The 22,103-nt window shown below is 63.6% G+C and carries 23 protein-coding genes; 17 read left to right on the top strand and 6 right to left on the bottom strand.

Going from position 1 to position 22,103, the window contains the following annotated elements; all coding sequences use genetic code 11:
* Positions 1 to 47: 47 nt before the first annotated feature.
* The 4 genes from FFI89_RS25605 to FFI89_RS25590 all read left to right on the top strand — a co-directional run bounded on the left by FFI89_RS25605 (position 48) and on the right by FFI89_RS25590 (position 2,888).
* Positions 48 to 1,331: an NADH:flavin oxidoreductase/NADH oxidase family protein gene (locus tag FFI89_RS25605; protein ID WP_138830341.1), complete on the top strand. Its 1,284-nt coding sequence runs from the start codon at positions 48 to 50 to the stop codon at positions 1,329 to 1,331.
* An 81-nt stretch (positions 1,332 to 1,412) separates the two neighbouring features.
* A complete protein-coding gene (locus FFI89_RS25600) occupies positions 1,413 to 2,258 on the top strand; it encodes an SDR family oxidoreductase (RefSeq protein WP_138830340.1) in 846 nt (281 codons plus the stop codon).
* A 2-nt stretch (positions 2,259 to 2,260) separates the two neighbouring features.
* Positions 2,261 to 2,632 (top strand): lysozyme inhibitor LprI family protein, encoded by a 372-nt coding sequence (locus FFI89_RS25595; RefSeq protein ID WP_246669256.1) that lies wholly within the window; start codon positions 2,261 to 2,263, stop codon positions 2,630 to 2,632.
* Between the two features lie 10 nt (positions 2,633 to 2,642).
* A complete protein-coding gene (locus FFI89_RS25590) occupies positions 2,643 to 2,888 on the top strand; it encodes a hypothetical protein (RefSeq protein WP_138830339.1) in 246 nt (81 codons plus the stop codon).
* A gap of 56 nt (positions 2,889 to 2,944) precedes the next feature.
* Here the strand turns inward: FFI89_RS25590 and FFI89_RS25585 are convergent, their stop codons facing one another.
* Positions 2,945 to 3,568, bottom strand: a complete 624-nt coding sequence (locus tag FFI89_RS25585; RefSeq protein WP_138830338.1) for a hypothetical protein — start codon at positions 3,566 to 3,568, stop codon at positions 2,945 to 2,947.
* Positions 3,569 to 3,677: 109 nt separating this feature from the next.
* On the opposite strand from FFI89_RS25585, the gene FFI89_RS25580 reads away from it, so the two are divergent.
* Positions 3,678 to 4,379, top strand: coding sequence for a TetR/AcrR family transcriptional regulator (locus FFI89_RS25580; protein WP_138830337.1), 702 nt, complete (start codon positions 3,678 to 3,680; stop codon positions 4,377 to 4,379).
* Between the two features lie 231 nt (positions 4,380 to 4,610).
* Entirely contained in the window at positions 4,611 to 6,320 is a 1,710-nt protein-coding gene (locus FFI89_RS25575) for a sulfatase-like hydrolase/transferase (protein ID WP_138835710.1), read from the top strand.
* Between the two features lie 127 nt (positions 6,321 to 6,447).
* Here FFI89_RS25575 and FFI89_RS25570 read toward each other — a convergent pair whose 3' ends face one another.
* Positions 6,448 to 8,007, bottom strand: a complete 1,560-nt coding sequence (locus FFI89_RS25570) for a glycine betaine ABC transporter substrate-binding protein (protein ID WP_138830336.1) — start codon at positions 8,005 to 8,007, stop codon at positions 6,448 to 6,450.
* Complete coding sequence (locus FFI89_RS25565; protein WP_138830335.1) at positions 8,004 to 8,789, bottom strand: ATP-binding cassette domain-containing protein; 786 nt, start codon at positions 8,787 to 8,789, stop codon at positions 8,004 to 8,006. Before FFI89_RS25565 ends, FFI89_RS25570 begins: the two co-directional genes overlap by 4 nt.
* 124 nt (positions 8,790 to 8,913) lie before the next feature.
* Here FFI89_RS25565 and FFI89_RS25560 point away from each other — a divergent pair, with 124 nt between their 5' ends.
* Complete coding sequence (locus tag FFI89_RS25560; protein WP_246669255.1) at positions 8,914 to 9,738, top strand: ABC transporter ATP-binding protein; 825 nt, start codon at positions 8,914 to 8,916, stop codon at positions 9,736 to 9,738.
* On the top strand, positions 9,738 to 10,526 hold the full coding sequence (locus tag FFI89_RS25555; RefSeq protein WP_138830334.1) for an ABC transporter permease: 789 nt from the start codon (positions 9,738 to 9,740) through the stop codon (positions 10,524 to 10,526). The genes FFI89_RS25560 and FFI89_RS25555 overlap by 1 nt, the downstream gene beginning before the upstream one ends.
* 142 nt (positions 10,527 to 10,668) lie before the next feature.
* On the opposite strand, the gene FFI89_RS25550 is transcribed toward FFI89_RS25555, so the two are convergent.
* Positions 10,669 to 11,118 carry a cupin domain-containing protein gene (locus FFI89_RS25550; RefSeq protein ID WP_138830333.1) on the bottom strand — a complete coding sequence of 150 codons (450 nt, stop codon included), beginning with the start codon at positions 11,116 to 11,118 and terminating at the stop codon, positions 10,669 to 10,671.
* Between the two features lie 142 nt (positions 11,119 to 11,260).
* On the opposite strand from FFI89_RS25550, the gene FFI89_RS25545 reads away from it, so the two are divergent.
* The 7 genes from FFI89_RS25545 (at position 11,261) to FFI89_RS25515 (ending at position 17,864) form a co-directional block, all read left to right on the top strand.
* Positions 11,261 to 12,289, top strand: a complete 1,029-nt coding sequence (locus tag FFI89_RS25545) for an ABC transporter substrate-binding protein (RefSeq protein WP_138830332.1) — start codon at positions 11,261 to 11,263, stop codon at positions 12,287 to 12,289.
* 40 nt (positions 12,290 to 12,329) lie between these two features.
* Positions 12,330 to 13,037, top strand: a complete 708-nt coding sequence (locus tag FFI89_RS25540) for an NUDIX hydrolase (RefSeq protein WP_138830331.1) — start codon at positions 12,330 to 12,332, stop codon at positions 13,035 to 13,037.
* 138 nt (positions 13,038 to 13,175) lie between these two features.
* Positions 13,176 to 14,486, top strand: a complete 1,311-nt coding sequence (locus FFI89_RS25535) for an ABC transporter substrate-binding protein (protein WP_138830330.1) — start codon at positions 13,176 to 13,178, stop codon at positions 14,484 to 14,486.
* Between the two features lie 58 nt (positions 14,487 to 14,544).
* Positions 14,545 to 15,312 carry an ABC transporter ATP-binding protein gene (locus FFI89_RS25530; protein WP_138830329.1) on the top strand — a complete coding sequence of 256 codons (768 nt, stop codon included), beginning with the start codon at positions 14,545 to 14,547 and terminating at the stop codon, positions 15,310 to 15,312.
* 2 nt (positions 15,313 to 15,314) lie between these two features.
* Positions 15,315 to 16,019 carry an ABC transporter ATP-binding protein gene (locus tag FFI89_RS25525; RefSeq protein WP_138830328.1) on the top strand — a complete coding sequence of 235 codons (705 nt, stop codon included), beginning with the start codon at positions 15,315 to 15,317 and terminating at the stop codon, positions 16,017 to 16,019.
* A 7-nt stretch (positions 16,020 to 16,026) separates the two neighbouring features.
* Complete coding sequence (locus tag FFI89_RS25520) at positions 16,027 to 16,908, top strand: branched-chain amino acid ABC transporter permease (RefSeq protein ID WP_138830327.1); 882 nt, start codon at positions 16,027 to 16,029, stop codon at positions 16,906 to 16,908.
* Entirely contained in the window at positions 16,905 to 17,864 is a 960-nt protein-coding gene (locus FFI89_RS25515; protein ID WP_246669254.1) for a branched-chain amino acid ABC transporter permease, read from the top strand. Before FFI89_RS25520 ends, FFI89_RS25515 begins: the two co-directional genes overlap by 4 nt.
* A 22-nt stretch (positions 17,865 to 17,886) precedes the next feature.
* On the opposite strand, the gene FFI89_RS25510 is transcribed toward FFI89_RS25515, so the two are convergent.
* Both FFI89_RS25510 and FFI89_RS25505 read right to left on the bottom strand, forming a co-directional pair.
* Positions 17,887 to 18,282 carry a hypothetical protein gene (locus FFI89_RS25510; RefSeq protein ID WP_138830325.1) on the bottom strand — a complete coding sequence of 132 codons (396 nt, stop codon included), beginning with the start codon at positions 18,280 to 18,282 and terminating at the stop codon, positions 17,887 to 17,889.
* Positions 18,279 to 19,361, bottom strand: a complete 1,083-nt coding sequence (locus tag FFI89_RS25505) for a Tat pathway signal protein (RefSeq protein WP_246669253.1) — start codon at positions 19,359 to 19,361, stop codon at positions 18,279 to 18,281. Before FFI89_RS25505 ends, FFI89_RS25510 begins: the two co-directional genes overlap by 4 nt.
* Before the next feature lie 193 nt (positions 19,362 to 19,554).
* Here FFI89_RS25505 and FFI89_RS25500 point away from each other — a divergent pair, with 193 nt between their 5' ends.
* Entirely contained in the window at positions 19,555 to 20,496 is a 942-nt protein-coding gene (locus tag FFI89_RS25500) for a polyphosphate kinase 2 family protein (protein WP_138830324.1), read from the top strand.
* Between the two features lie 170 nt (positions 20,497 to 20,666).
* Entirely contained in the window at positions 20,667 to 21,857 is a 1,191-nt protein-coding gene (locus FFI89_RS25495) for an OpgC domain-containing protein (RefSeq protein WP_138830323.1), read from the top strand.
* The last annotated feature ends 246 nt before the right edge of the window (positions 21,858 to 22,103 follow it).

Genomic DNA, 22,103 nt, shown 5'->3' with positions numbered 1-22,103 from the left:
TGAAGGTGTAGGGTGGCCTCATCCGTCACCGAATTCAAGGTCAATCCATGCATGCAATCGTCCCGCCGCCATCGCTGTTCGCTCCGCTGACGCTGCCGAACCAGGCGGTCGTTCCCAACCGCATTGCGAAGGCGGCGATGGAAGAGAACATGGCGGATCGTAACCAGCTTCCGGGCGAGGATCTGCGGCGGCTGTATGCGAACTGGGGCCGCGGCGGTCCCGGATTGATCCTGTCCGGCAATGTGATGATCGATCCGGCGGCGCTGACTGGACCCGGCGGCGTGGTGCTCGACGCGCGCCAGCCGATCGAACCGTTCAAGGCCTGGGCGCGGGCCGCGATGCGGGACGGCAGCCAGATGTGGCTGCAGATCAACCATCCCGGCCGGCAGGTCTTCGCCGCGATGGGGCAGGAGGCGGTGGCGCCGTCAGCCATCGGCGTCGACCTCGGAGCCTATTCGCATTTGTTTCCAGTGCCGCGAGCGCTGGATGAAGCTGACATTGCCGGGATTGTCGCGCGTTTTGCCACCACCGCCAGGTTGGCTGAGGCATCAGGCTTTTCTGGCGTGCAGATCCATGCCGCCCACGGCTATCTGATCAGCCAGTTTCTTTCACCGCTCACCAACCGGCGCAACGATGCGTGGGGCGGCGAGTTGCATAACCGCGCGCGGCTCCTGCTCGATGTTGTCAGGGCGGTGCGGGCCGCGGTCTCACCCGGCTTCTCGGTCGCGGTAAAACTCAACTCGGCCGATTTCCAAAAGGGCGGCTTTGAGGCGTCGGATGCCGTGCAAGTGGTGCGCTGGCTCAACGAGTTGCCGGTCGATCTCGTTGAATTGTCCGGCGGCAGTTACGAAAGCCCGGCCATGCAGGGCGCGCCACAGACCGGTGGCACTGCGGCGCGCGAGGCCTATTTTCTCGACTTTGCGCGCGACGTCAGCGCAGTGGCGCGCATGCCGGTCATGGTCACCGGCGGCATCCGCCGGCGTGCCATTGCCGAACAGGCGCTTAGGCCGAGCGAGGGCCGGCCGGGTGTGGCGATGGTCGGCATTGCCAGCGCTTTTGCGTTCGAACCGGAGCTGGCGGAAAAGTGGAAGGGCGATGAAGCCCTCGACGTCCAAATCCCAAGCGTCGGCTGGCGCAACAAGGCCTATGCAAGCCTTGCGAAGATGGCCTTGGTGAAGCTGCAACTGCGCCGCCTTGGCCGAGGCCTGAAGCCGAAACCCAACGCCAGTCCACTGCTGTCATTGATCCGCCAGCAGATCATCACCAAGCGGCGCACCCGGCTTTACCGGACCTGGGCGTCTCAGGCACGCCTTGAGCCGTCCGGCGCATGATGTCACGCGCGGCTGAGCGAGCTTGAGGACTGGTCTTTCCGCGCAAAATGCCGGAAAACCGTCGGGAAAAGGAATTTCGTCATGAAATCTGTCGTCGTCACCGGCGCGTCTACCGGCATCGGCTGGGCTACGGCAAAGCTGCTGCTCGGCCGCGGCTTTCGTGTGTTCGGCAGCGTGCGCCAGCAGGCCGACGCCGACCGCCTCAAGAGCGAATTCGGCGCCAATTTCACGCCGTTGTTGTTCGACGTCACTGACGAGGCGGCGGTGCTGGCGGCGGCGCGCGAGGTGCGCAGCACGCTGAACGGCGAGACGCTCGCGGGTCTCGTCAACAATGCCGGCATCGGCGTTGCGGGCGCGGTGCTCGAGATTTCCGCCGACGCTTTCCGCCGCCAGATGGAAGTGAACGTCATTGGGCCGCTCATCTCGACGCAAGCCTTCGGTCCGTTGCTCGGTTCCGATCCGTCGTTAAAGGGGCCGAAGGGGCGGATCGTCATGATCTCGTCGGTCTCCGGCAAGAGCGGCAGTCCGCTGACGTCGGCTTACGCAGCATCAAAGCACGCGATCGAGGGGCTGTCCGAGAGCCTGCGCCGCGAAATGATGCTGTTCGGCATCGACGTCATCATCATCGCGCCCGGCGCGGTGAAGACGCCGATCTGGAGCAAGACCGACAAGACCGAGCTTGCCACCAACTCGCCGTTTGCCCCGGCGCTGGTCAAGATCCGCGCGTTCACCAAACATCTCAGCGAAATCGGATTGCCGCCGGAGAAGATCGCCGAACGAATTTTTGAGGCGCTGACGTCCCCCAATCCGAAAGTGCGCTATCAGATCACGCCGGACCCGATGCGGCATCTGATCATGTCGGTGCTGCCCAAGCGTACCGTCGACAAGCTCATCGCCAGGCGTCTCGGCCTGCTACCGCCGGCATGAGCATGATGTTGAAAGTAGTTTTGGGCGCCGCCGCGATGCTGGCGCTGGTCTCGGTCGCCCAGGCCGGCGATCAGGGCGATCCCGAAGCGTCCTGCGACGGCAACACGTTCCAGATGGTCGAGTGTCTCAAGGCCAAGACCGCGCAATGGGACAAGCGGATGACCATTGCCTATCAGCAGGCGCTGAAGGATGCGGTGCCGGCGCAGCACGATCAATTGCGCGCGGCGCAGCGGCTGTGGATCCAGTACCGCGACGCCAATTGCCTGTATTACGGTCTCGGCGAGGGCACCATCGCGCGGCTCGATGCCGGCGAATGCATGCGCAGCATGACCGAAGCGCGGGCCAAAGAGCTGGAAGGCCTCGGTCATCAGTGACGGCCGGCCAATGACGAGGATTGGAAAGAGTCTCGCGGAACTGACCCGGCTCGCCGATGAGGCGCTTCGCAGCCAGCCCGGTTGCGAAACCGCCTCGGTGCTCGGTCTGTCCGGCCTGCCCGATGTCCGGGAAGGCCGCAACTGGGAAATTCCGAATGTCGTGCTGGGCGACAGCCTGATCAGCGATGTCGATCGGGCGGTCATTACCGTGCACCACAGGCTTGGACGCAAATTCTACCTGCTGATGGACGAGTAAGCTCTTGTTTGACGCGTTTTCTTGACGCGAACCGGAGTCCACTTCGCTTGAAAACGCTATGGCCCCGCTGGCATGGCGCGTCGGGCCCGCGGCGCCATCGCGATCATGCGCAGCGCGAACACCGCGAGCAGCGGAATCAGGAACAGCGCGTAGAGCGGCATGTCGGGAATCCGCTTGCCGAACGACACCATGAACTGCAGCAGCAGGTAATAGCCGCCGGTCAGGTGCAGCATGCGCCAGGCGCGGGCGCCGATCGCGGCCGCGGTCTGGTCGAACGAGGTTGCGGTCATGGCAACGATGAAGGCATAGCCGATGCCGCCAAAGACGTAGGAGGCGATCGAGGTCGCGCCGGTATAATCAACGGGATCCATCACGGCGAAGCAGACAATGGCGATCGCATGGATGGCGTGCGATGCGGCGAAGGTGACGCCGAGGGTGCGGCGGTTGCGGCGCTGCCACCGCGTCCACGCATTCGGCCACAGCCGCGCCAGCGCCGCGGCGCTGAAGGCGAGGCAGAAGAACAACAGCGAGGTCCGCGCGGTGAAGCGGATCACCATGCGCACGCCGTCGACTTCGAACTGCCGCATGCCGGCGATCCCTAGGCTCAAGGCCACCAGCGTCAGAGCGAGCACGGCGAACAGCCGCCAGCCCTCAAACCAGTTTTGACGATTGGCAGACATCGCGCGCTCCTCTCAGTAAATGTAATCACCAGTTACATAGCGTGAACCGGAACCGTCAATCCGTGTAATCGGTGCTTACATTCACAAGGGAGTGATGCTAGGGGAGGGCATGCGTCCTGCCAAAACGACCGCCGCCAAATCTGACGTCGCCAAATCTGCGACCGTAAAGCCGCGCCGCCGGGCCGCCCGCGCACCGGTGCCAAAACCGTATCACCACGGCGACCTGCGGCGGGTGCTGATCGACGCCACCCTGCAACTGATCGGCGAGGGCGGCCCCGACGCGGTCAGCGTCCGCGAGGCCGCCCGCCGCGCCGGGGTCTCGCCCGGCGCGCCGTTCCGGCATTTTCCGAGCCGCGACGCCCTGATGCAGGCGGTGGCGGAGGAGGCGCAGCGGCGGTTCCGGGCCGAGATCGAGGCGGCGCTGTCGGAGGCTGCGGCCGACGATCCGCTGGCGCGCTTCCGCGCGCTGGGGCTGGCCTATGTGCGCTGGGCGATGCGCAACCCGACCCATTTCGAAATTCTCTCCAGCCGCCGCTTTTTTGACCACGACAAGGCCGCCGGCGTCTCGGTCGACAATGCCGAACTGATCGAACTGACCGAGCGCACGCTCGCCGAAGCGTTCATGCAGGGTCAACTCCGCTCGGGGGATCTGAAATCAGTCCAGATCGCCGGCCGCGCGCTGGTCTACGGCTTTGCCCGGATGAACATCGACGGTCATTTCCCGCGCTGGGGCGTCGGCGGTGAGGAAGCCGAGCGGACGGCGGGGGCGATCATCGACCTGTTCATCGAGGGGATTTCGAAGCGGGCGTGACCCTCCTGTCATTCCCCGGTGCGCAATTGCGCATCTGAGGTTCGATGCTCCGCATCGCCCAGGAATGACGTTGCCCATTCCTGCCGCTCGCTACACCGGCAAATTCATTGCGCGTTCATGACGATTCCACTACGTTTTTATGACACGACACAGGTTCCGGCTGGGTCGTGCGTCTCCTGGTCGTCGCCAGCCAAGACCTTTGTATCGTGCCGGGTCATGTTGTTTCCCCAGATGGCGCCCGCGCCAAACCCAGGACCCTCCGCCTCCACCGTCGCCTCCGGCGTCACCGGGATAGGAATCTGGCGGCTATCGGCCGTCGCCGCGCCGCATCTGGCGGCGCTGGCGATCATGTATCAGACCGAAACCGACCTGGGTTCGCGCACCGGCTTCGTGCTGTCCTGGGGCATCCTGAACTTCTTCTTCATCACCCTGTTGCGGCGGCCGGCCCTGTCGGGCGCGCTGTCGCTGACTCTGGTCGTGGTGTTGGTGCTGCTGTCGCAGTTGAAGCACTCCGTGGTGCAGATGACCGCGAACTTCGTCGACCTGATGGTGATCGATCGCGACACCGCGGCCTTCCTGTTCACGATCTTTCCGAACCTGCGCTGGTCGGTGATCGCAGCCGGCCTCGTCACCATCCCGCTGATGTATGCGCTGTGGTGGCTCGATCCGTTCCGGATCCGCCGCCTGCCGGCGCTGGCCGGCATGCTGGCGTGCCTGGCGGCGCTGGTGGGTTACGCCGTCACCTGGCCGGATGAAGCCTGGCGCGGCTATTACGACGACGGTTATCTGTCGAAATTCTCCCGCTCCGGCGTCACGGCCGTTTCCGATTTCATCCATTACGGTTTCATGGAATCGGCCGCGTCCGTCCCCGAGCGGCTCAAGGTGCCGCTGGTGGACTCCTGCCATCCGGCCGGGCGGCGGCCGAACATCATCATGATCCATGATGAATCGAGCTTCGATATCCGCGCCGCCGACGGCATCAAGGTGCCGCCGGGCTACGGCAACCATTTCCAGTCCTACGACGGCAAGGAGCGCACGTTTCTCGCCGAGAGCAATGGCGGGCCGAGCTGGTTCACCGAATACAACGTGCTCGCCGGCCTTTCCTCGCGCTCGTTCGGCCGCTTTGCCTATTTCGTGACGCGCATCGCCTCGGGCCGGGTCGAGCGCGGCCTGCCGCTCGCCCTCCGTCGTTGTGGCTATTCCACGCTGTCGCTGTATCCGGCCTATGGCGCCTTCATGAGCGCACGGAGTTTCCAAACCACGACCGGCATCCAGCGCTTCCTCGATGCGCGCGACCTCGGCGCCAAGGATGTCGAGCCCGACGCCTTCTTCTACGACAAGGCCCTGAAGCTGATGGCCGAACAGCCGGCCAATTCGCCGCTGTTCACCTTCGTCTATCTCGCCGCCAATCACTTCCCCTGGGAAACCAAATTCCGTCCCGACCTGATGCCGTCCTGGCGCCGTCCCGGCAACACGGCCTCGGTCGATGAATATTTGCGTCGGCAAGCGATGAGCGCGGGCGACTATTCCGCCTTCGTCGCGGCGCTGAAGAAGAAGTTTCCGTCGCAGCCGTTCCTGATTGTGCGGTATGGCGACCATCAGCCCGAATTCTCGCCGCAGCTTCTCGATCCAGCTCTCGACGAAGCCGGCATCGGCAAGAAACTGGAAAGTTACGACCCGCGCTATTACGCGACCTATTACGCGATCGACGCGGTCAACTTCGAACCGGTGAAAAGCCCGGCCGTGATGGACACGATCGACGCGGCCTATCTGCCGCTGGTGATCCAGGAAGCCGCCGGCATTCCGCTCGACCCGTCGTTCGAGGAGCAGAAGAGCATCATGCTCCGCTGCAACGGCGTGTTCTACGATTGCAAGGCGGGCGCCGAGTCCCGGCGCCTCAACCGTCTCCTGATCGACGCCGGGATGATCAAGGGGCTTTGATCCTTGCCGTTATGGCCGGGTCATTGTCCTCATTGCGAGCGAAGCGAAGCAATCCATGCCGCCGCGAAGCAAGTATGGATTGCTTTGTCGCTGACGCTCCTCGCAATGACGATGAACCGCCGACAACTTACTTCGTGCCGATCTTCTCCCACAGCCACCTTGCCACCGCGTCCGGCGAACTCGTCGCGTCGTTGCCGGCGGCGCGCAGATTGGCCTCGCGCATGGTGGCGATATTGATCCTGCCGAGCAGCGGCTGCAGCGCGTCGCGCAGCTTCTCGTCGCCGGCGCGTTTCGGCGCCAGCAGCACCATGGCGTCGTAGGGCGGAATCGCGTGCCTGATGTCGTCGAGCACCACCAGATCGTATTTGGCGATCAGCCCGTCGCTGGTGTAGCCCGCGATCACGTCGACCTCGCCGGAGGCCACCGCGGCATACATGAAGTCCGGCTGCATTTGCCGCTGGGCGCGGAACGAGAGACCGTAAGCCTTCCGTAAGCCGGCCCATTCCGGGCGCGAGAAGAATTCGTAGTCGGCCGCGATCGACATCCCCGGGGCGCGGGAGGCGAGGTCGGCGACGGTGCGGATGCCGAGTTGCTCGGCGCGCTTGCGCGGCATCACCAGCGCATAGGCGTTTTCGAAACCGAGCTGGCCGAGCAACGTGATGTTCTGACCGGCGAGGGTGGTCTTCAACTCCGCGAGCAGCGCTTCGCGCGGTTTGATGTCGCTGTGGTGAAACTGGTTGGCCCACAGCGTGCCGGAATAGTCGACATAGACGTCGATATCGTTACTCGCCAGCGCGTCGAAGATCACGTTGGAGCCGAGGCCCTCGCGCGAGGTGGCGGCGAGCCCGGCCGCCTGCAGCCGCTGCTTGATCAACGCCGACAAGACATATTGCTCGGTAAAGGTCTTGGCGCCGACGACGTAGTTCGATGGCGAGCGGGCCAAGCCCGGCACCAGCGTCGCCGCGACGAGGCAGGCGACGGCGACGCCGCCGAGGGCGATCCGCGGCCGGCTGCGCAGGCGCAAGCCGTCTTCGATCAGCGCCAGCAACTGGTCCACCGCCAGCGCCAGCACGGCGGCGGCGAGGCAGCCGAACAGCACGAACACCCAGTTCTGGGTCTGCAGTCCCGCGAAGATATAGTTGCCGAGGCTGGTCTGGCCGATCGGCGTCGACAGCGTCGCGGTGCCGATCACCCAGACCGCCGCGGTGCGGATGCCCGCCATCATGACCGGCAGCGCCAGCGGCAATTCCACCGTGACCAGCGATTGCCGCGGGGTCATGCCGACACCCTGCGCCGCCTCCAGGACCGCGGCATCGACGCCCTGCAGGCCGGTGATGGTGTTGCGCAGCACCGGCAGCATCGAATAGAGCGCCAGCGCCAGCACCGCGGGCAGGAATCCGAAGGCGGAAAAGCCGACCCCGAACCAGGATAGCGACAGCGCCGCGAGCGCCAGCAGCAGCGGATAGAACAGCGCGAGCAGAGCCAGCCCCGGCACCGTCTGCACGATGCTGGCAAAGCCCAGCAGCGCGCCGCGCAGCACCGGCCGGTGACGCGACAGGATAGCGAGCGGCAGGCTGACGAGAAGGCCGAGCGCCAGCGCCGTGACGCTGACGCGGACATGGTTGCCGAGATAGTCCGGCAGATGGCCTAACGCCTCGCCCCAGCGCGGATCGGAGAGAACACTCATGTGGCGCCATCCGGCGGCAGCAAGTCGCCCAGCCGCTCGGCCTGCCGCCGCGGCGTGCGCAGGAGTTCGCCGACATAGCGATCGCCGCTTCGGGAGAGTTCTGCCGGCGTACCTTCCGCCAGCAGCCGGCCGCCTTGCATGACGGCGACGCGGTCGGCCAGCAAGATAGCCTCGGTCATGTCGTGGGTGATCATGACGGTGGTCAGGCCGAATTTGCGATGCAGCGCGCGATAATCGTCGCCGAGCGCATCGCGGGTGAGGGGATCGAGCGCGCCGAACGGTTCGTCCATCAATACGATGCGCGGCCTCGCGGCAAGCGCGCGGGCCACGCCGACGCGCTGGCGCTGGCCGCCGGAGAGCTCATGCGGCAGGCGGTCGCGATATTGCGCGCGGTCGAGCCGCACCAGGTCGAGCAGTTCATCCACGCGCGCGGCAATTTCGTCGGCCGGCGTGCCCAAGAGCATGGGCGTGATGCCGATATTGCCGGCGACGCTGATATGCGGAAACAACCCGCCGCTCTGGAACACATAGCCGATCCGCCGGCGCAATCCGATCGGGTCGACGTCGCCGATATCCTCGCCCTCGACCGTGATGCGGCCGCGGTCGGCCTCGATCAGCCGGTTCGCCAGCCGCAACAGCGTGGTCTTGCCCGAGCCGGAGCCGCCGACGATGGCCAGAAACTCGCCCTCGGCGACCTCCAGCGAAACGTCGTCGACGGCGACCACGCGGCCGCCGTCGAAGGTCTTTGCGACATCCTTATAGGAGATCAGGGGCGGCGGCATGCAATGCGATCTCGGTTCTCACCTCCAGGGGAGGGTGTGAACCACCAACTAGCATGCCGTTACGCCGCGTTGAACTTATCCTTCTGAACCGCTAAGGCATCTGTCCAAACCGGGAGAAGACAGGGTGGATACGGCACAGCCGACGGCGATCGCGCTCGAAGAGGCGACGGTGGCATTCCGGCTGGCCGGGGACCGGGTCTATACCGCCGTGGAACGGGCCGATCTTTCCATAGCCCATGGCGAGTTCGTCGCCATCGTCGGCCCCACCGGCTGCGGAAAATCGACGCTGCTCAACGTCGCGGCCGGGCTGCTGAAGCCTGCGGCGGGATCGGTGAAGATCTTCGACCAGCCGCTGAACGGCCTGAACCGGGATGCCGGCTATCTGTTTCAGGCCGATGCGCTGTTCCCCTGGAAGACCGCGATCGACAATGTCGCCATCGGGCTTGAGGTCGCCGGCGCGCCGCGCGAGCAGGCGCTGCAGCGCGCGCAGGGATGGCTGACCTCGGTGGGGCTTGGTGCGTTTGGCAACCGCTATCCGCACATGCTGTCGGGCGGCCAGCGCAAGCGCGTCGGGCTCGCGCAGGTCCTGATTCGCGATCCCAAGATATTGCTGATGGACGAGCCGTTCGGGCCGCTCGATGCCCAGACCCGACAGATCATGGGCAACCTGCTGCTGGAACTGTGGAACGCCGACCGCAAGGCGGTATTGTTCGTCACCCACGATCTGGAAGAAGCGATCGCGCTGGCCGACCGTGTCGTCATCATGTCGGCGGGGCCGAGCGCGCGCATCATCGGCGATTGGCGGGTGGCGCTGCCGCGGCCGCGCGACATTTCCGAAATCCGCATGGAAAAGGAATTTCACTCGCTTCACCGTGAAATATGGAGTGTTTTGAAGGATGAGGTGTTGAAGGGCTACGCGCAATCTTCGCTAGTGGCGGAGGCCGGCTGATGTCCCGCTCGACGCTCTTGTTGCTGCAATTGCTGGTCGCCGTTGTCGCCCTCGGGCTGTGGCAGTTCTTTGCCACGGTTCCGGTGTTCGGCCGCATGTGGCTGCCGCCGTTTTTCTTCTCCAACCCGGTCGATGTCTTCAGTCAGATCGTGCATTGGTTCGCCACCGGCGTGATCTGGAAGCACCTGATCATCACGCTGTGGGAGTCGATCCTGGCTTTCGTGATCGGCTCGCTCGGCGGCGTCCTGGTCGGCTTCTGGTTCGCGCGCCAGCCGCGCGTCGCGGCGGTGTTCGATCCCTATGTGAAGATGGTCAACGCGCTGCCGCGCGTGGTTCTGGCGCCTATCTTCACGCTGTGGCTGGGGCTCGGCATCTGGTCCAAGGTCGCGCTCGGCGTGACGCTGGTGTTCTTCATCGTGTTCTTCAACGTCTATCAGGGCGTCAAGGAAGTCTCCAACACGGTGCTCGACAACGGCCGCATGCTCGGCATGAACGAGCGGCAACTGATGCGCCACGTCTACTGGCCGTCGGCGCTGTCGTGGATGTTCTCCTCGCTGCACACCTCGGTCGGCTTTGCGGTCGTCGGCGCCGTGGTCGGCGAATATCTGGGATCGGCGGCCGGCCTCGGCTACCTGATCCAGCAGGCCGAAGGCGTGTTCGACGTCGCCGGCGTGTTCGCCGGCATGTTCGTGCTGTCGGCCTTCGTCATCCTGATCGACATGGCGGTGACGGTGGTGGAGAAGCGGCTGCTGGTGTGGCGGCCGGCCGCGTCGGAGAGCCGGGGATAGCGTTTTTCGTCATTGCGAGGAGCAAAGCGACGACCTGTCCGCCGTAGCTCAACGAGCGAAGGCGGAAGCAATCCATTCCTCGTTGCGCGGAGAAATGGATTGCTTCGCTTCGCTCGCAATGACGGAAGAGAGAACCGCGCCGTCAGTTCAATAGCTTGACGTCATCCGGCGCCTGCGGCGGGGTCTTGATGGCGATCGCCTTGATGGTGCGGCCGTCGGGCTTGGTGCCGCCATGTGGCGTGCCCTTCGGGATGATGACGAGATCGCCCGGCTTTACCTGCACTTCCTTGTCGCCGAGCCAGATCGTGCCCTTGCCTTCGAGGATGTACTGAATCTCGTTGGCGTTGGCATGCAGATGCTTGGGCGGGCTGCCGTCCTGGATCGAGATGGTCGCGCCGTCGACCGAGACGAACGTCTTGTTGCGCATGCCGCCGGCGTTGGCCGGCGACAGCGCGTCGCCTTCGAGATCGCCGGTATGGATAACCTGCGCTTGTATGGTGTCAGCGGCCAGCGCCGGGCGCAGCAGATGCGTGACACCGCAACCGGCGGCAAAGGCGGCGGCGATCGACAGTGTCATGGTGATGCGATTCATGGGGTGTCCTCCCTGGAGCGTTTTTTGTACGGCGATGCTAGTTCGCTGGTTCTGGCTTGACCAGCCATCCCGGAATGACAGCGTAAAGCTTCTCAAGGCAGGTGCGCTGCACTATGTTGCCGGCAACCGAATGGAGGAAACCATGAAGAAACTGTTTGGCCGGCTGGCCGGAACGCTGCTGGCGTTGGCGCTGACGTCGGGTTTTGCCGCAGCGCAAAGCACGATCACGGTCGCGGTCGGGGGCGGCGCTTGCCTGTGCTACCTGCCGACGGTGCTGGCCAAGCAGCTCGGCGAATTCGACAAGGCCGGCCTCAGCGTCGAACTGGTCGACCTCAAGGGCGGTTCGGACGCGCTCAAAGCCGTGCTCGGCGGCAGCGCCGACGTGGTTTCCGGCTATTTCGACCATTGCGTCAATCTGGCCGCCAAGAAGCAGGAACTGCAGTCGTTCGTGGTCTATGACCGCTATCCTGGGCTGGTGCTTGTCGTGTCGCCCTCGCACACCGCCGAAATCAAGTCGATCAAGGATCTCGCCGGCAAGAAGGTCGGCGTCAGCGCGCCGGGCTCCTCGACGGATTTTTTCCTGAAGTTTCTTTTGAAGAAAAACGGCCTCGACCCCACCAGCGCCGCGGTCATCGGCGTCGGCCTCGGCGCGACAGCGGTGGCGGCGATGGAACAGGGCCAGATCGATGCGGCCGTGATGCTCGATCCCGCGGTCACGGTGCTGCAGGGCAGCCACAAGGACCTCAAAATTCTCGCCGATACCCGTACGCAGAAGGATACGCTGGCTCTGTTCGGAGGCGAATATCCGGGCGGCGCGTTGTATTCGACCACGGCATGGGTCAATTCGCACGAAAAGGACGTGCAGGCGCTGACCACGGCCATCGTCAACACGCTGAGCTGGATTCATTCGCATTCGCCGGAAGAGATCATGGCGAAAATGCCGGAGGAAATCGTCGGCAAGAACAAGGAGCTCTATCTCGCCGCACTGAAGAACACGATCCCGATGTATTCGGAGACCGGCAAGATGGATCCCAAGGGCGCCGACGCGGTGCTCGCGGTGTTCAGCGAGGGTTCGCCTGAGGTCGCCAAGGCCAATATCGACGTGACCAAGACCTGGACCAACAAGTTCGTCGACCAGGTCAAGAAGACCACGGGCATGAACGCCAAATGATGTTGACTTGATATACGAGTGAAATGACGCGGTGAGTGGCATGAGCACGCTGGTCATTCACCGCGTCACCGCGCTCGATCTGGCCGTGGAAGCATGGCCGTGGCCGTTCGCGCGCGAACGCCGCGCCGAGATCGACGCGCACTTTGCGGCGCAGCTGCGCGAAAATCCTGCGCTGTGGAACGGCCGCGTCCTGCTCGGGCGCAATCCGGTGTTTTCCGGCGAGCGGCTCAGCGCCAGCTATTTCGAGACCGATTTCGCGAGCTTCCTGGCCTGGCGCGACTGGGGCTTTGCCGACAAAAGCGTCTTCAACGGCTTCGGCATGGGTGCGCTGCTCAGCAGCGACGGTGCGTTCGTGCTTGGCGAGATGGGCCGGCACACCTCCAATGCCGGGCGGATCTATTTTCCCTCAGGCACGCCCGATCTCGACGACATCCGGGATGGCGCGGTCGACATATCCGGCAGCGTCGCGCGCGAGCTGGAGGAGGAGACCGGGTTGGCGCCGGCCGATTATCGGGGCGAAGCGCATTGGCACTGCGTCTTCACCGGTCCCGCGGTGGCGATGATCAAGGTTCTGCGCGTCGATATGCCGGGCGAAGCGTTGCGTGCCCGGATTGTGGGCAATCTTGCTTTGCAACAGTCGCCGGAATTGTCGGATATTCATCTGGTGCGCGGCACATTCGATCTCACGTCGGCGATGCCGGATTTCGTGACCGCGTTTATCGAAGCCCAGTTGTCAACCCAACCCTGACGTGCAGGCGCGCGCCGTGCGAGGTGTATCCGCGTCGTTGTGGCGCTGCAATGCGCTTGACATCGGTCCGCGCTATCAATGTGATGGGCGGCGTTAAAACAAAAAAGACGCAGTGCACAATCGTCCAGGGAGGATTTCATGCCGGTGCGCAATTTCGCACGCCTGCTTGTTGGGGTGTCGGCCGCTGTCGCGGTGCTGGGGATGGCGGTATCCGCCCAGGCTCAGGAAAAGAAGATCAAGATCGGCGTCATTTTCGATCTCACCGGCCCGCTCGCCGGCGGCGGTTCGGAGCTGCAATATACCGGCGTCAAGATCATGCTCGACCACTACGCCAAGACCGGCGTCGAGGGTTACAAGGTCGAGGCGGTTTACGCCGACGCCCAGAGCAAGCCCGACATCGCCATCAACGAGGCGGTGCGCCTGCTCGAGCAGGAAAAAGTCGACATGCTGATGGGCTTCTTCTCGTCGGCGCAATGCGTGCCGGTGGCCTCGCGCGTCGACCAGATGAAGAAGTTCATGTGGATTACCACCTGCATTTCCTCCGGCGTGTTCGACAGCAAGAACTATAAATACGTGTTCCGTCCGCAGGCGGCCGGCGACCAGTACGGCATGATGACGACGGACTTCATCGCGCAGAACTCGATGTCCAAATTCGGCAAGGAGCCGAAGGATCTGCGGGTGGCCATCATTCACGAGGACGGCGCCTATGGCGTCGACGTGGCGAAGGGCAACGAGGCCGGCGTCAAGAAGGCCGGCTTCAACCTGGTGCTGAAGGAAGGTTATTCAGCGACCGCCCCCGACCTCTCCGCGCTGGTCACCAAGCTGAAGCGCGCCAAGCCCGACGTGATCTTCCACACGGGCTACAACCCCGATATCACGCTGCTGTTCCGGCAGGCGCGCGAACAGGGATTGAAGTTCGGCGCCATCGTCGGTCATGGCGCGGGCTATGGCGTATACGAGAAGCTGAAGGAAGGCCTCGGCACCGACGCCAACTACCTCTTCAACACCGACCCGATCTCGATCTGGCTCGCCAACCAGAAGACCATGGATCCGAAGCTGCCGGCCGTCATCAAGATGGTCGGCGAGGAGTTCGACAGACTGAAGCCTGGCGTGGCGATCCGTTCCGCCCATGTCGGCATCGGCGCCTCGAACGCCTATGTCTTCCTCGACGACGTGCTGCCGCGGGCGATCAAGAAGTATGGCGGCGTCGATCCGGAAGCCCTGCGCAAGGCCGCGCTCGACACGGATATTCCTGAAGGCGGCACCATGCTCGGCTTTGGCGTCAAGTTCTTTGGCGAGGGTACCCAGATGGCCGGCCAGAACGAGCGCTCGTTCCCGGTGGTGCTGCAGTACATCGACGACAAGTCCTACGTCGTGTGGCCGAAGAGCCAGATGCAGCGCGAGACCGTGCTGCCTTTGCCGAAGGGGACCACGTTCAGCAACCAGTAGGTCGAGTCAGGTCTGACACGACACGGCTGGGACAAGCGGGTTAAGCGGAGGTTCTGGGGTGCTTGTTGTAGACGGGTTGGTGAAGCGCTTCGGCGGCTTCACCGCTGTTAACGGCGTGTCGTTTCGGGTCGAGCAGGGCGAGATTCTCGGCCTGATCGGCCCCAACGGCTCCGGCAAGAGCACGATCTTCAACATGCTGTCGGGCACGCTGATTCCGACGGCAGGCTCGATCATGTTCAACGGCGTGGAACTCGCGGGCCAGGTACCGCACCGTATCATCAACGGCGGCATCGGCCGCACCTTCCAGATTCCGCGGCCGTTTCACCGGCTCACGATCTTCGAAAACGTGGCGCTGGCCGGTTACTACGGCCAGGGCCGGCACAGCCGGGCCAAGGCCGACGAAGCCGCGGAAAAGGCGCTTCACATGGTCGGCCTGTCGACCGATCGCCATGCCAGCGTCGACGGGCTCGGCGCCGCCGGCCTGAAAAAGCTCGAACTGGCCAAGGCGCTGGCGACCGGCCCGAAACTCCTGCTCGCCGACGAAAGCCTCGGCGGGCTCGATGAGACCGAGATGGATCAGGCGGCCGACATGCTGCGCAAGATCCGCGACGAACTCGGCATCACCATCATCTGGGTCGAGCACATCATGGGCGTCCTGATGCGGGTGGTCGATCGCGTGATGGTGCTCGATCATGGTGAGAAGATTTCAGAGGGATTGCCGAGCGAAGTGGCTGGGGATCCCAGGGTGATCGAGGTCTATCTCGGCACTGATGCCGACGAGAGCCAGGTCGCGGCCGCCGAAGCGCGCCGCCGGGCAGGGGTCTAGTCATGCTGGAACTGAAATCGCTCGATGCAGGCTATGGCAGCTTTCAGGCGCTGTTCGACGTGTCGCTCGAGGTCAAGGCGGGCGAAGCGGTCGGTGTGATCGGCCCCAACGGCGCCGGCAAGACCACGTTGATGCGGGTGATCTCCGGCCTGATCCGGCCCACCAAAGGCGCGATCGCGATGGAGGGGACCGACGTGCTGGCAACGCCGGCGCATCGCATCGTCGATCTCGGCATTGCCCATGTGCCGGAAAACCGCCGGCTGTTTCCGCGGCTCTCGGTCGACGACAATCTGAAGATGGGCGCCTACATGCCCGGCGCCCGCGCCAGATATGCCGAGCGGCTGGAATTCGTGTTCGACCTGTTTCCGCGCATGAAGGAACGGCGCAGCCAGATGGCCGGCACCATGTCCGGCGGCGAGCAGCAGATGTGCGCGATCGGCCGCGCGCTGATGTCGGACCCGAAACTGCTGCTGCTCGACGAGCCGTCGGCGGGCCTCGCGCCGGTCGTGGTGCAGCAGGTGTTCGAACTGGTCAAGCGCATCAGGGCCGGCGGGCTGACGGTGTTGATCGTCGAGCAGAACGTGCAGCAGGTGCTGAAAGTGGTCGATCGCGCCTATCTGCTCGAAGCAGGCACCATTCGCGCGTCGGGCACTGCGGCGGAGATGCTGTCGACCGACACCATCAAGCAGGCATATTTGGGAGTCTGATCAAATTATGCAGGCGTTTCTCGACATCTTCGACATCTACCTGCTGGAGGCCGTGGTCAACGGCATCCTGCTCGGCGGGGTGCTGGCACTATTGGCGCTCGGACTCAACCTGATCTTCGGCGTCATCGACGTGACCTGGATCTGCTATGCGGAGCTGGTCATGATCGGCATGTACGGGATGTACTATCTCGTGCAGGTGTTCGGCTTTCCCTATTGGGCGGCGGCGCCGCTGACCATCATGCTGGTGGCGGCGCTAGGCGCCGCGCTGCATTACATCGTCATCGCGCCGCTATTGACCGCGCCGCCGATCAACCAGCTGCTCGCCACCGGCGGCGTGCTGTTCATCCTGCAGAGCTTTGCCACCGTCGCCTTCGGTATCGACTTCCGCAACCTCGGCATCCGCCTGCCGGTGCTGGCGTTCGGTGAGATGCATTTCAGTTACGCGCGGCTGTTGTCGTTCGGCGCGGCACTGGTCGGCATGGTCGCGGTCTACCTGTTCATGAAACGCACCTATACCGGCACGGCCATCCGCGCCATCGCGCAGGATCGCCAGATCATGTCGCTGATGGGCGTCGATACCAAGCGCATCTACCTGATCACCTCGGCGCTCGGCGGCGCGCTGGCGGGCCTCGCCGCCTGCCTGCTGGTGCTGCAATACGACGTGCATCCCTTTGTCGGGCTGTCGTTCGGGCCGATCACCTTCCTGATCTGCGTGCTCGGGGGGCTCGGCAATTTCTTCGGCGGCTTCATCGCGGCGTTCGTGTTTGCCGAGATCATTTCGCTGGGCGGGCTGTTCTCGGACCTCGAATGGGGCTACGTGCTCGCCTTCGCCTTCTTCATCGTCATGATGTTCATCCGGCCCGCGGGCCTGTTTGCGAGGCGCTCGTGACTCTTCGCAACGCCGCCTGGGTTGCCGGACTGGCGGCGCTGATCGCGCTGCCGTTTGTCTACCGCGATCCCTATCACCTGCACATCCTGGTGCTGATCCTGATCTGGTCGTTCGCCTATACGTCGTGGTCGATCATGGGCCGCTTCGGCCTGGTGTCGCTCGGCCATGGCGGCTTCATGGGCGTCGGCGCCTATGTGACGGCGCTATTGTGGAACCATCTCGGCGTGTCGCCGTGGATCGGTATTCCCGTCGGCATGGCGGCGGCGGGCGTGCTCGCGCTGATCGTCGCCTATCCCTGCTTTCGCTTCCGCATCACCGGGCACTATTTCGTGCTGGTGACGCTGGCGCTGTCGGGCATCGTGCTGCAGGTCATCACCGCGACGCGCGACTACACCGGCGGTTCGCTCGGGCTGACGCCGAACCGCACCAAGGGCAGCCAGTTGCTGGCGCTGCAGTTCGACGACAAGGTGACGTGGTATCTGATCGCGCTGTTCGTCTGGGTGGTCGGGCTGTTGATCTGGCGCTGGATCGATCGCAGCATGAGCCGCTACGCCATGGAGGCGATCTCGGAGGACGAGGACGCGGCGGCCGCGGCCGGCGTCAACGTCACCGCCGAAAAACTCAAGATTACGCTGATCTCGGCGCTGATGACGGCGCTCGCCGGCGCGCTCTATTGCCAGTACCAGATGTTCATCACCCCCGACACCGTCAGCGGAATTTCGGTGTCGCTGCAGATGGTGTTCGCCGTCATCGTCGGCGGGCTCTATGTCTCGCTCGGGCCGACCGTCGGCGCCGTCATCACCATCATGCTCGCGGAAATCCTGCGTATCGGATTTGGAACCAAGGCGGTCGGCTGGGACAACCTCGTCTATGGCGTGCTGCTGGTGACCTTCATCATATTCCTTCCCAAGGGTATTCTTGGTAGCATCATGGCGCGACTTAAGCCGCCGCGCTGACGTGGCGCTGCGAGCCTTGGCATCATCGGCCGGTTCGGTTGGCGATCGCGGGCATCAGCGCAAAGATAGCGAGCAGCACAGCGTAGATGGCGCCTTCCGGCTTCGCCAGCCGGGCGAATTGCTGCTGCACGCTCAATCCGCGCAGCAGCATGCCTACCAGGAGGTTGGCGGCTTGTTGCAGGGCCAGCGCGCCCATCCCGACGGCCAGCATCCCGGCGAGGGACGTCGTCAACCCTACCAGTCGCGGCGTCCAACGGGCGGCAACCACCATCGCAATCAGCAGCAGAGGTGCTTCGCAGAGAGTGGCCACGACAGCGCCGATGCGTGGCTCCAGCAGCAGTACACGGATCGGTCCGAGCAGAAAGCCGACCGAAAAAGTAGCCAGAAAATAGATCGCGGCAGCCGAGGCCACCTTCATGCGTGCTGTCGCATAACTTGCTCCGGGGGACGACGGAGGGATTTTGGCAATTGCGGCCCGTTGCCGAACCGCAGCACGAGGTCGGCCCGCCGATCGCCGATCCCAAGATAGGAAGCGAACTGGCGGCGCAGCGTGGGTACTTCCACCGGCTGGTTGATGAAGGCATATTTCAGCCCGAGAGCCGTCGCCTGCAGGCCAAACCGCTGACATGCGCGTCCTGCCGCGATCCAATGCGACTTGTCGTTCGTCTCCGAAACGAAGACTGCAATCCCCGCCGAGCTTTCGATGTGTTCGTGGTATTTCCGGTTTTCTTTCTGCTCGGTGAAAAACAGCCCCATCAACGGTCTGGCGAGCCAGGCTGGCATGGCGGGGGTGCCGGACGCGGGCGCGAACAGCCCGTCCATCGTGGACACGGCATCCGCCTCACTAAAGCGGATCCAGCTCTTGAGCTCCGCCATGAAGGCGGCGTCGTGCATCTGCGACGAGTTGCCCTGCTCGACATAATCGGCAATGTTCGAAATCGCGCTGCGGTCAGTGAAGATGATGACCGAAACACCCGGCTCGCGGCCGGCGGCCTCGAGGGAGCGGATCGTTTCTGACGCGACCGGCCGGCCGTCATAGGCTGCGCGGGTGCATTGTCGAAGCGCGATCGCCTCGGACAGTGGCGAGCGCAGCGGCGGCGTCGGTTCGAGACTGATGGCCAGCATATCGTCGGCAAGGCGTGGCGTGGCCTTGTATCCGACCGCCGCCGCGGCGTGCGTCAGGTTCTCCGCGGCGCAACCCAGGCTGACGTACAAATGATGGTCGTCCGGGTCGACCGCGGAGCATCTTCGGCTGAAATCCGGGGCGATGGTGATTTCGTCGGCGTCGGCCGCGAAAATCCAGGGTTGGGTATTGTGGCTGTTGGCAGCGAGCGTCGCTGCGCGCACCAGTTCGCGGTCTCTCGGCGTCGGTTGCAGCGGCGCCCAAGTTTGACGCACCGCCTGTTCATAGCTCATCGTTGCGGCTTGGGCCGGCGAGGAAAGATGTGCCATGCCGGCCCCGATTGCCAAGCCGACCAAACTGCGTCTGTTCAGCATTGCCGTTCCTCAACCATTGCGAAGATCATTGGTTAGCGCCCCAACGGGGGCTCGGCTTGAGGCATATCAAGGCTCGGCAAGTCCGGCTCTACGCTGCGATGCAGGGGAGGGCGACAAACGATTCCCATTCGGGCAGTTTGTGGATAGCTTGTGCCGCCCGCCGGCCGCGAAGAAGGAAAGCCAACAGGTTCCTATGAGCAAGAAACCCGCGAAATTCCTCGCCGACGAACTAAAGCCCTTTGTTGCGCCGTTCCGGTTCGACGGCTCCGGTCAGTTCCACCTGAAATCGCACAAGACCGACGAAAAGGGCGGCCTTGACAAGGACAAGGCGGCAAAGATTCTCGAAGCCAACCGAATACGGCTGAACGATTTCCAGGAGCGGCTCTATGCGCAGGACCGCTGGTCGCTGCTGGTGATTTTCCAGGGCATGGATGCGGCGGGCAAGGATTCCGCCATCAAGAGCATCTTCGACGGCGTCAATCCGCAGGGCTGCGCGGTCACCTCGTTCAAGCAGCCGACCTCGCACGAACTCGATCATGATTTCCTGTGGCGCAGCACGATCGCGCTGCCCGAACGCGGCCGGATCGGCATCTTCAATCGCTCCTATTACGAGGAATGCCTGGTGACGCGGGTTCATCCGGACATTCTTGCCAAGGAGAAAATCCCCCCGAAGCTGATCACCAAGAACATCTGGCGCGATCGCTTCGAGGATATTTCGGCAATGGAACGCTACCTCGCGCGCAACGGCACCGTGATCCTGAAATTCTTCCTCAACGTCTCCAAGGCGGAACAGCGCGAACGCTTTCTGGAACGGCTGGAGGAGCCTGCCAAGAACTGGAAGTTCTCGATGGGCGATATTACCGAGCGCGCGCTGTGGCCGCGCTACCAGGCGGTGTATCAGGACATCGTCCGCCACACCTCGACATCCCTGGCGCCGTGGTACGTGGTGCCAGCCGACCACAAATGGTTTGCCCGCGTCGTGATCGGTTCGACCATCGTGGCGGCGCTCGACAGGCTCGATCTGCAATTTCCGAAGGTCGACAAGGCCGAGCGCAGCGAATTCAAGCAGGTGCGCGAGGCGTTGCTAGCCGAAGGCAAGGGCGGGGCGAAACAGGCGCCGGCGAAGAAGAAGTAGGGTCGGCAACGCGTAAGCGTGCCCACCAGATGCAGGGCACCGGTTGATGCATGGCGGGCACGGCGCAAAAGCGCCTTGGTCCACCCTACGGTGACAGCTTCGTTTACGGTATACCGTGCGCGACGATGGATTCGAAGCACGCTTTGTTTCAACGAACGGGATTGCTCGCCATGGACCAGACCCTTTCCGCCGACCAGAAAGATCTATCTGTCTTGCGGCCGCCCGAACGCGACCTGCGGCTCGATCTGTTTCGCGGGGTCGGTCAGTGGATGATCTTTCTCGATCACATCCCGCACGATCTCGTCAGCTGGCTGACGCTTCGCAACTACGGCTTCAGCGACGCGGCCGAGTTCTTCGTGTTCATCTCCGGCTATCTCGCCGGCTTCATCTACGGGCCTGCGGTGCGCGGCGGCTATTTTCTCGCCGCCACCAAGCGGCTGATGAAGCGGGTATGGCAATTATACATCGCCCATATTTTCCTGTTCCTGCTCTTTACGGCGCAGGTGGCCCGCACCGCCAAGCGCTTCGACAACCCGATGTACGAGAATGAATTCAACGTCTTCAACTTTCTTCAGCATCCCGACGTGATGATCGGGCAGGCGCTGACGCTGAAGTACAAACCGGTCAATTTCGACGTGCTGCCGCTCTACATGGCGCTGCTGTTCGCATCGCCCTTGATCCTGTGGTGCCTGATCCGGCGTCCGGCGCTCGCGCTGCTCGGCTCGGTCGCACTGTACGTCGCGGCGCGCTGGTTCGACTGGAACCTGCCGTCCTATCCGGCCGGGACGTCCTGGTACTTCAATCCGTTCGCCTGGCAGATGCTGTTCGTGTTTGCCGCCTGGTGCGGTCTCGGCGGCAGCGCCCAACTGCAATTTCTCATTCGCTCCCGCGTCGCCCTGGCGGTGGCCGTGGCCTGGTTGCTGTTCGCATTTTTGATCGTGATGACCTGGCACAGTTCGTTCCTGGAATCGCTGGTGCCGAAGTGGCTGATCAAGGTGATCTACCCGATCGACAAGTCCGATCTCGACATGCTGCGCTTTACGCATTTCCTGGCGCTGGCTCTGGTGGTCGTCCGGTTCGTACCAAAGAACTGGCCGCCGCTGACGTCGAAATGGTTGCAGCCACTGCTGTCGTGCGGGCGGCATTCGCTCCCGATATTCTGTCTCGGCATTTTCCTGTCGTTTTCGGCGCACTGGGTCCTCACCCAGTATTCCAAGGGCTTTGCCGAGCAGCTTTTCGTCAGCGTGGTCGGCATCGCGATCATGGTGGCGGCGGCCTGGCTGTTGGACTGGTACAAGAAAGTACCGGTGCTGTTCGAAGCGCCGCAGGCGGAGCCCAAGGCCGAGCCCGCGCAGGCGTGATGGGATACCGGCGGACCGTACCGGATGGGCGAGGGGCTATTAGGTCACCCCTGCTGACCATCTTTTGGCATTGCGGCCGGCCATATTTCTCGTCTAGAACGGCCCGGAAGCGAGGTCCCGGCAACGAACCGTCAACGGTTTTGGCTGAGGCTTCCGGCTTCTCAAGGGTCTGGCAATGCTGATTCGCAGCGAAATGTCTGGAGTTCGGGGTGGAGCGGCCAAGGCTGCCCCCGCGATTCCGGCTGC

Origin of the sequence: Bradyrhizobium sp. KBS0727 (assembly GCF_005937885.2) — a bacterium.
Taxonomy (GTDB): Bacteria; Pseudomonadota; Alphaproteobacteria; order Rhizobiales; family Xanthobacteraceae; genus Bradyrhizobium.
The sequence above is the reverse complement of the archived record's forward strand: the minus strand, read 5'-3'. Positions and strand labels throughout refer to the sequence as shown.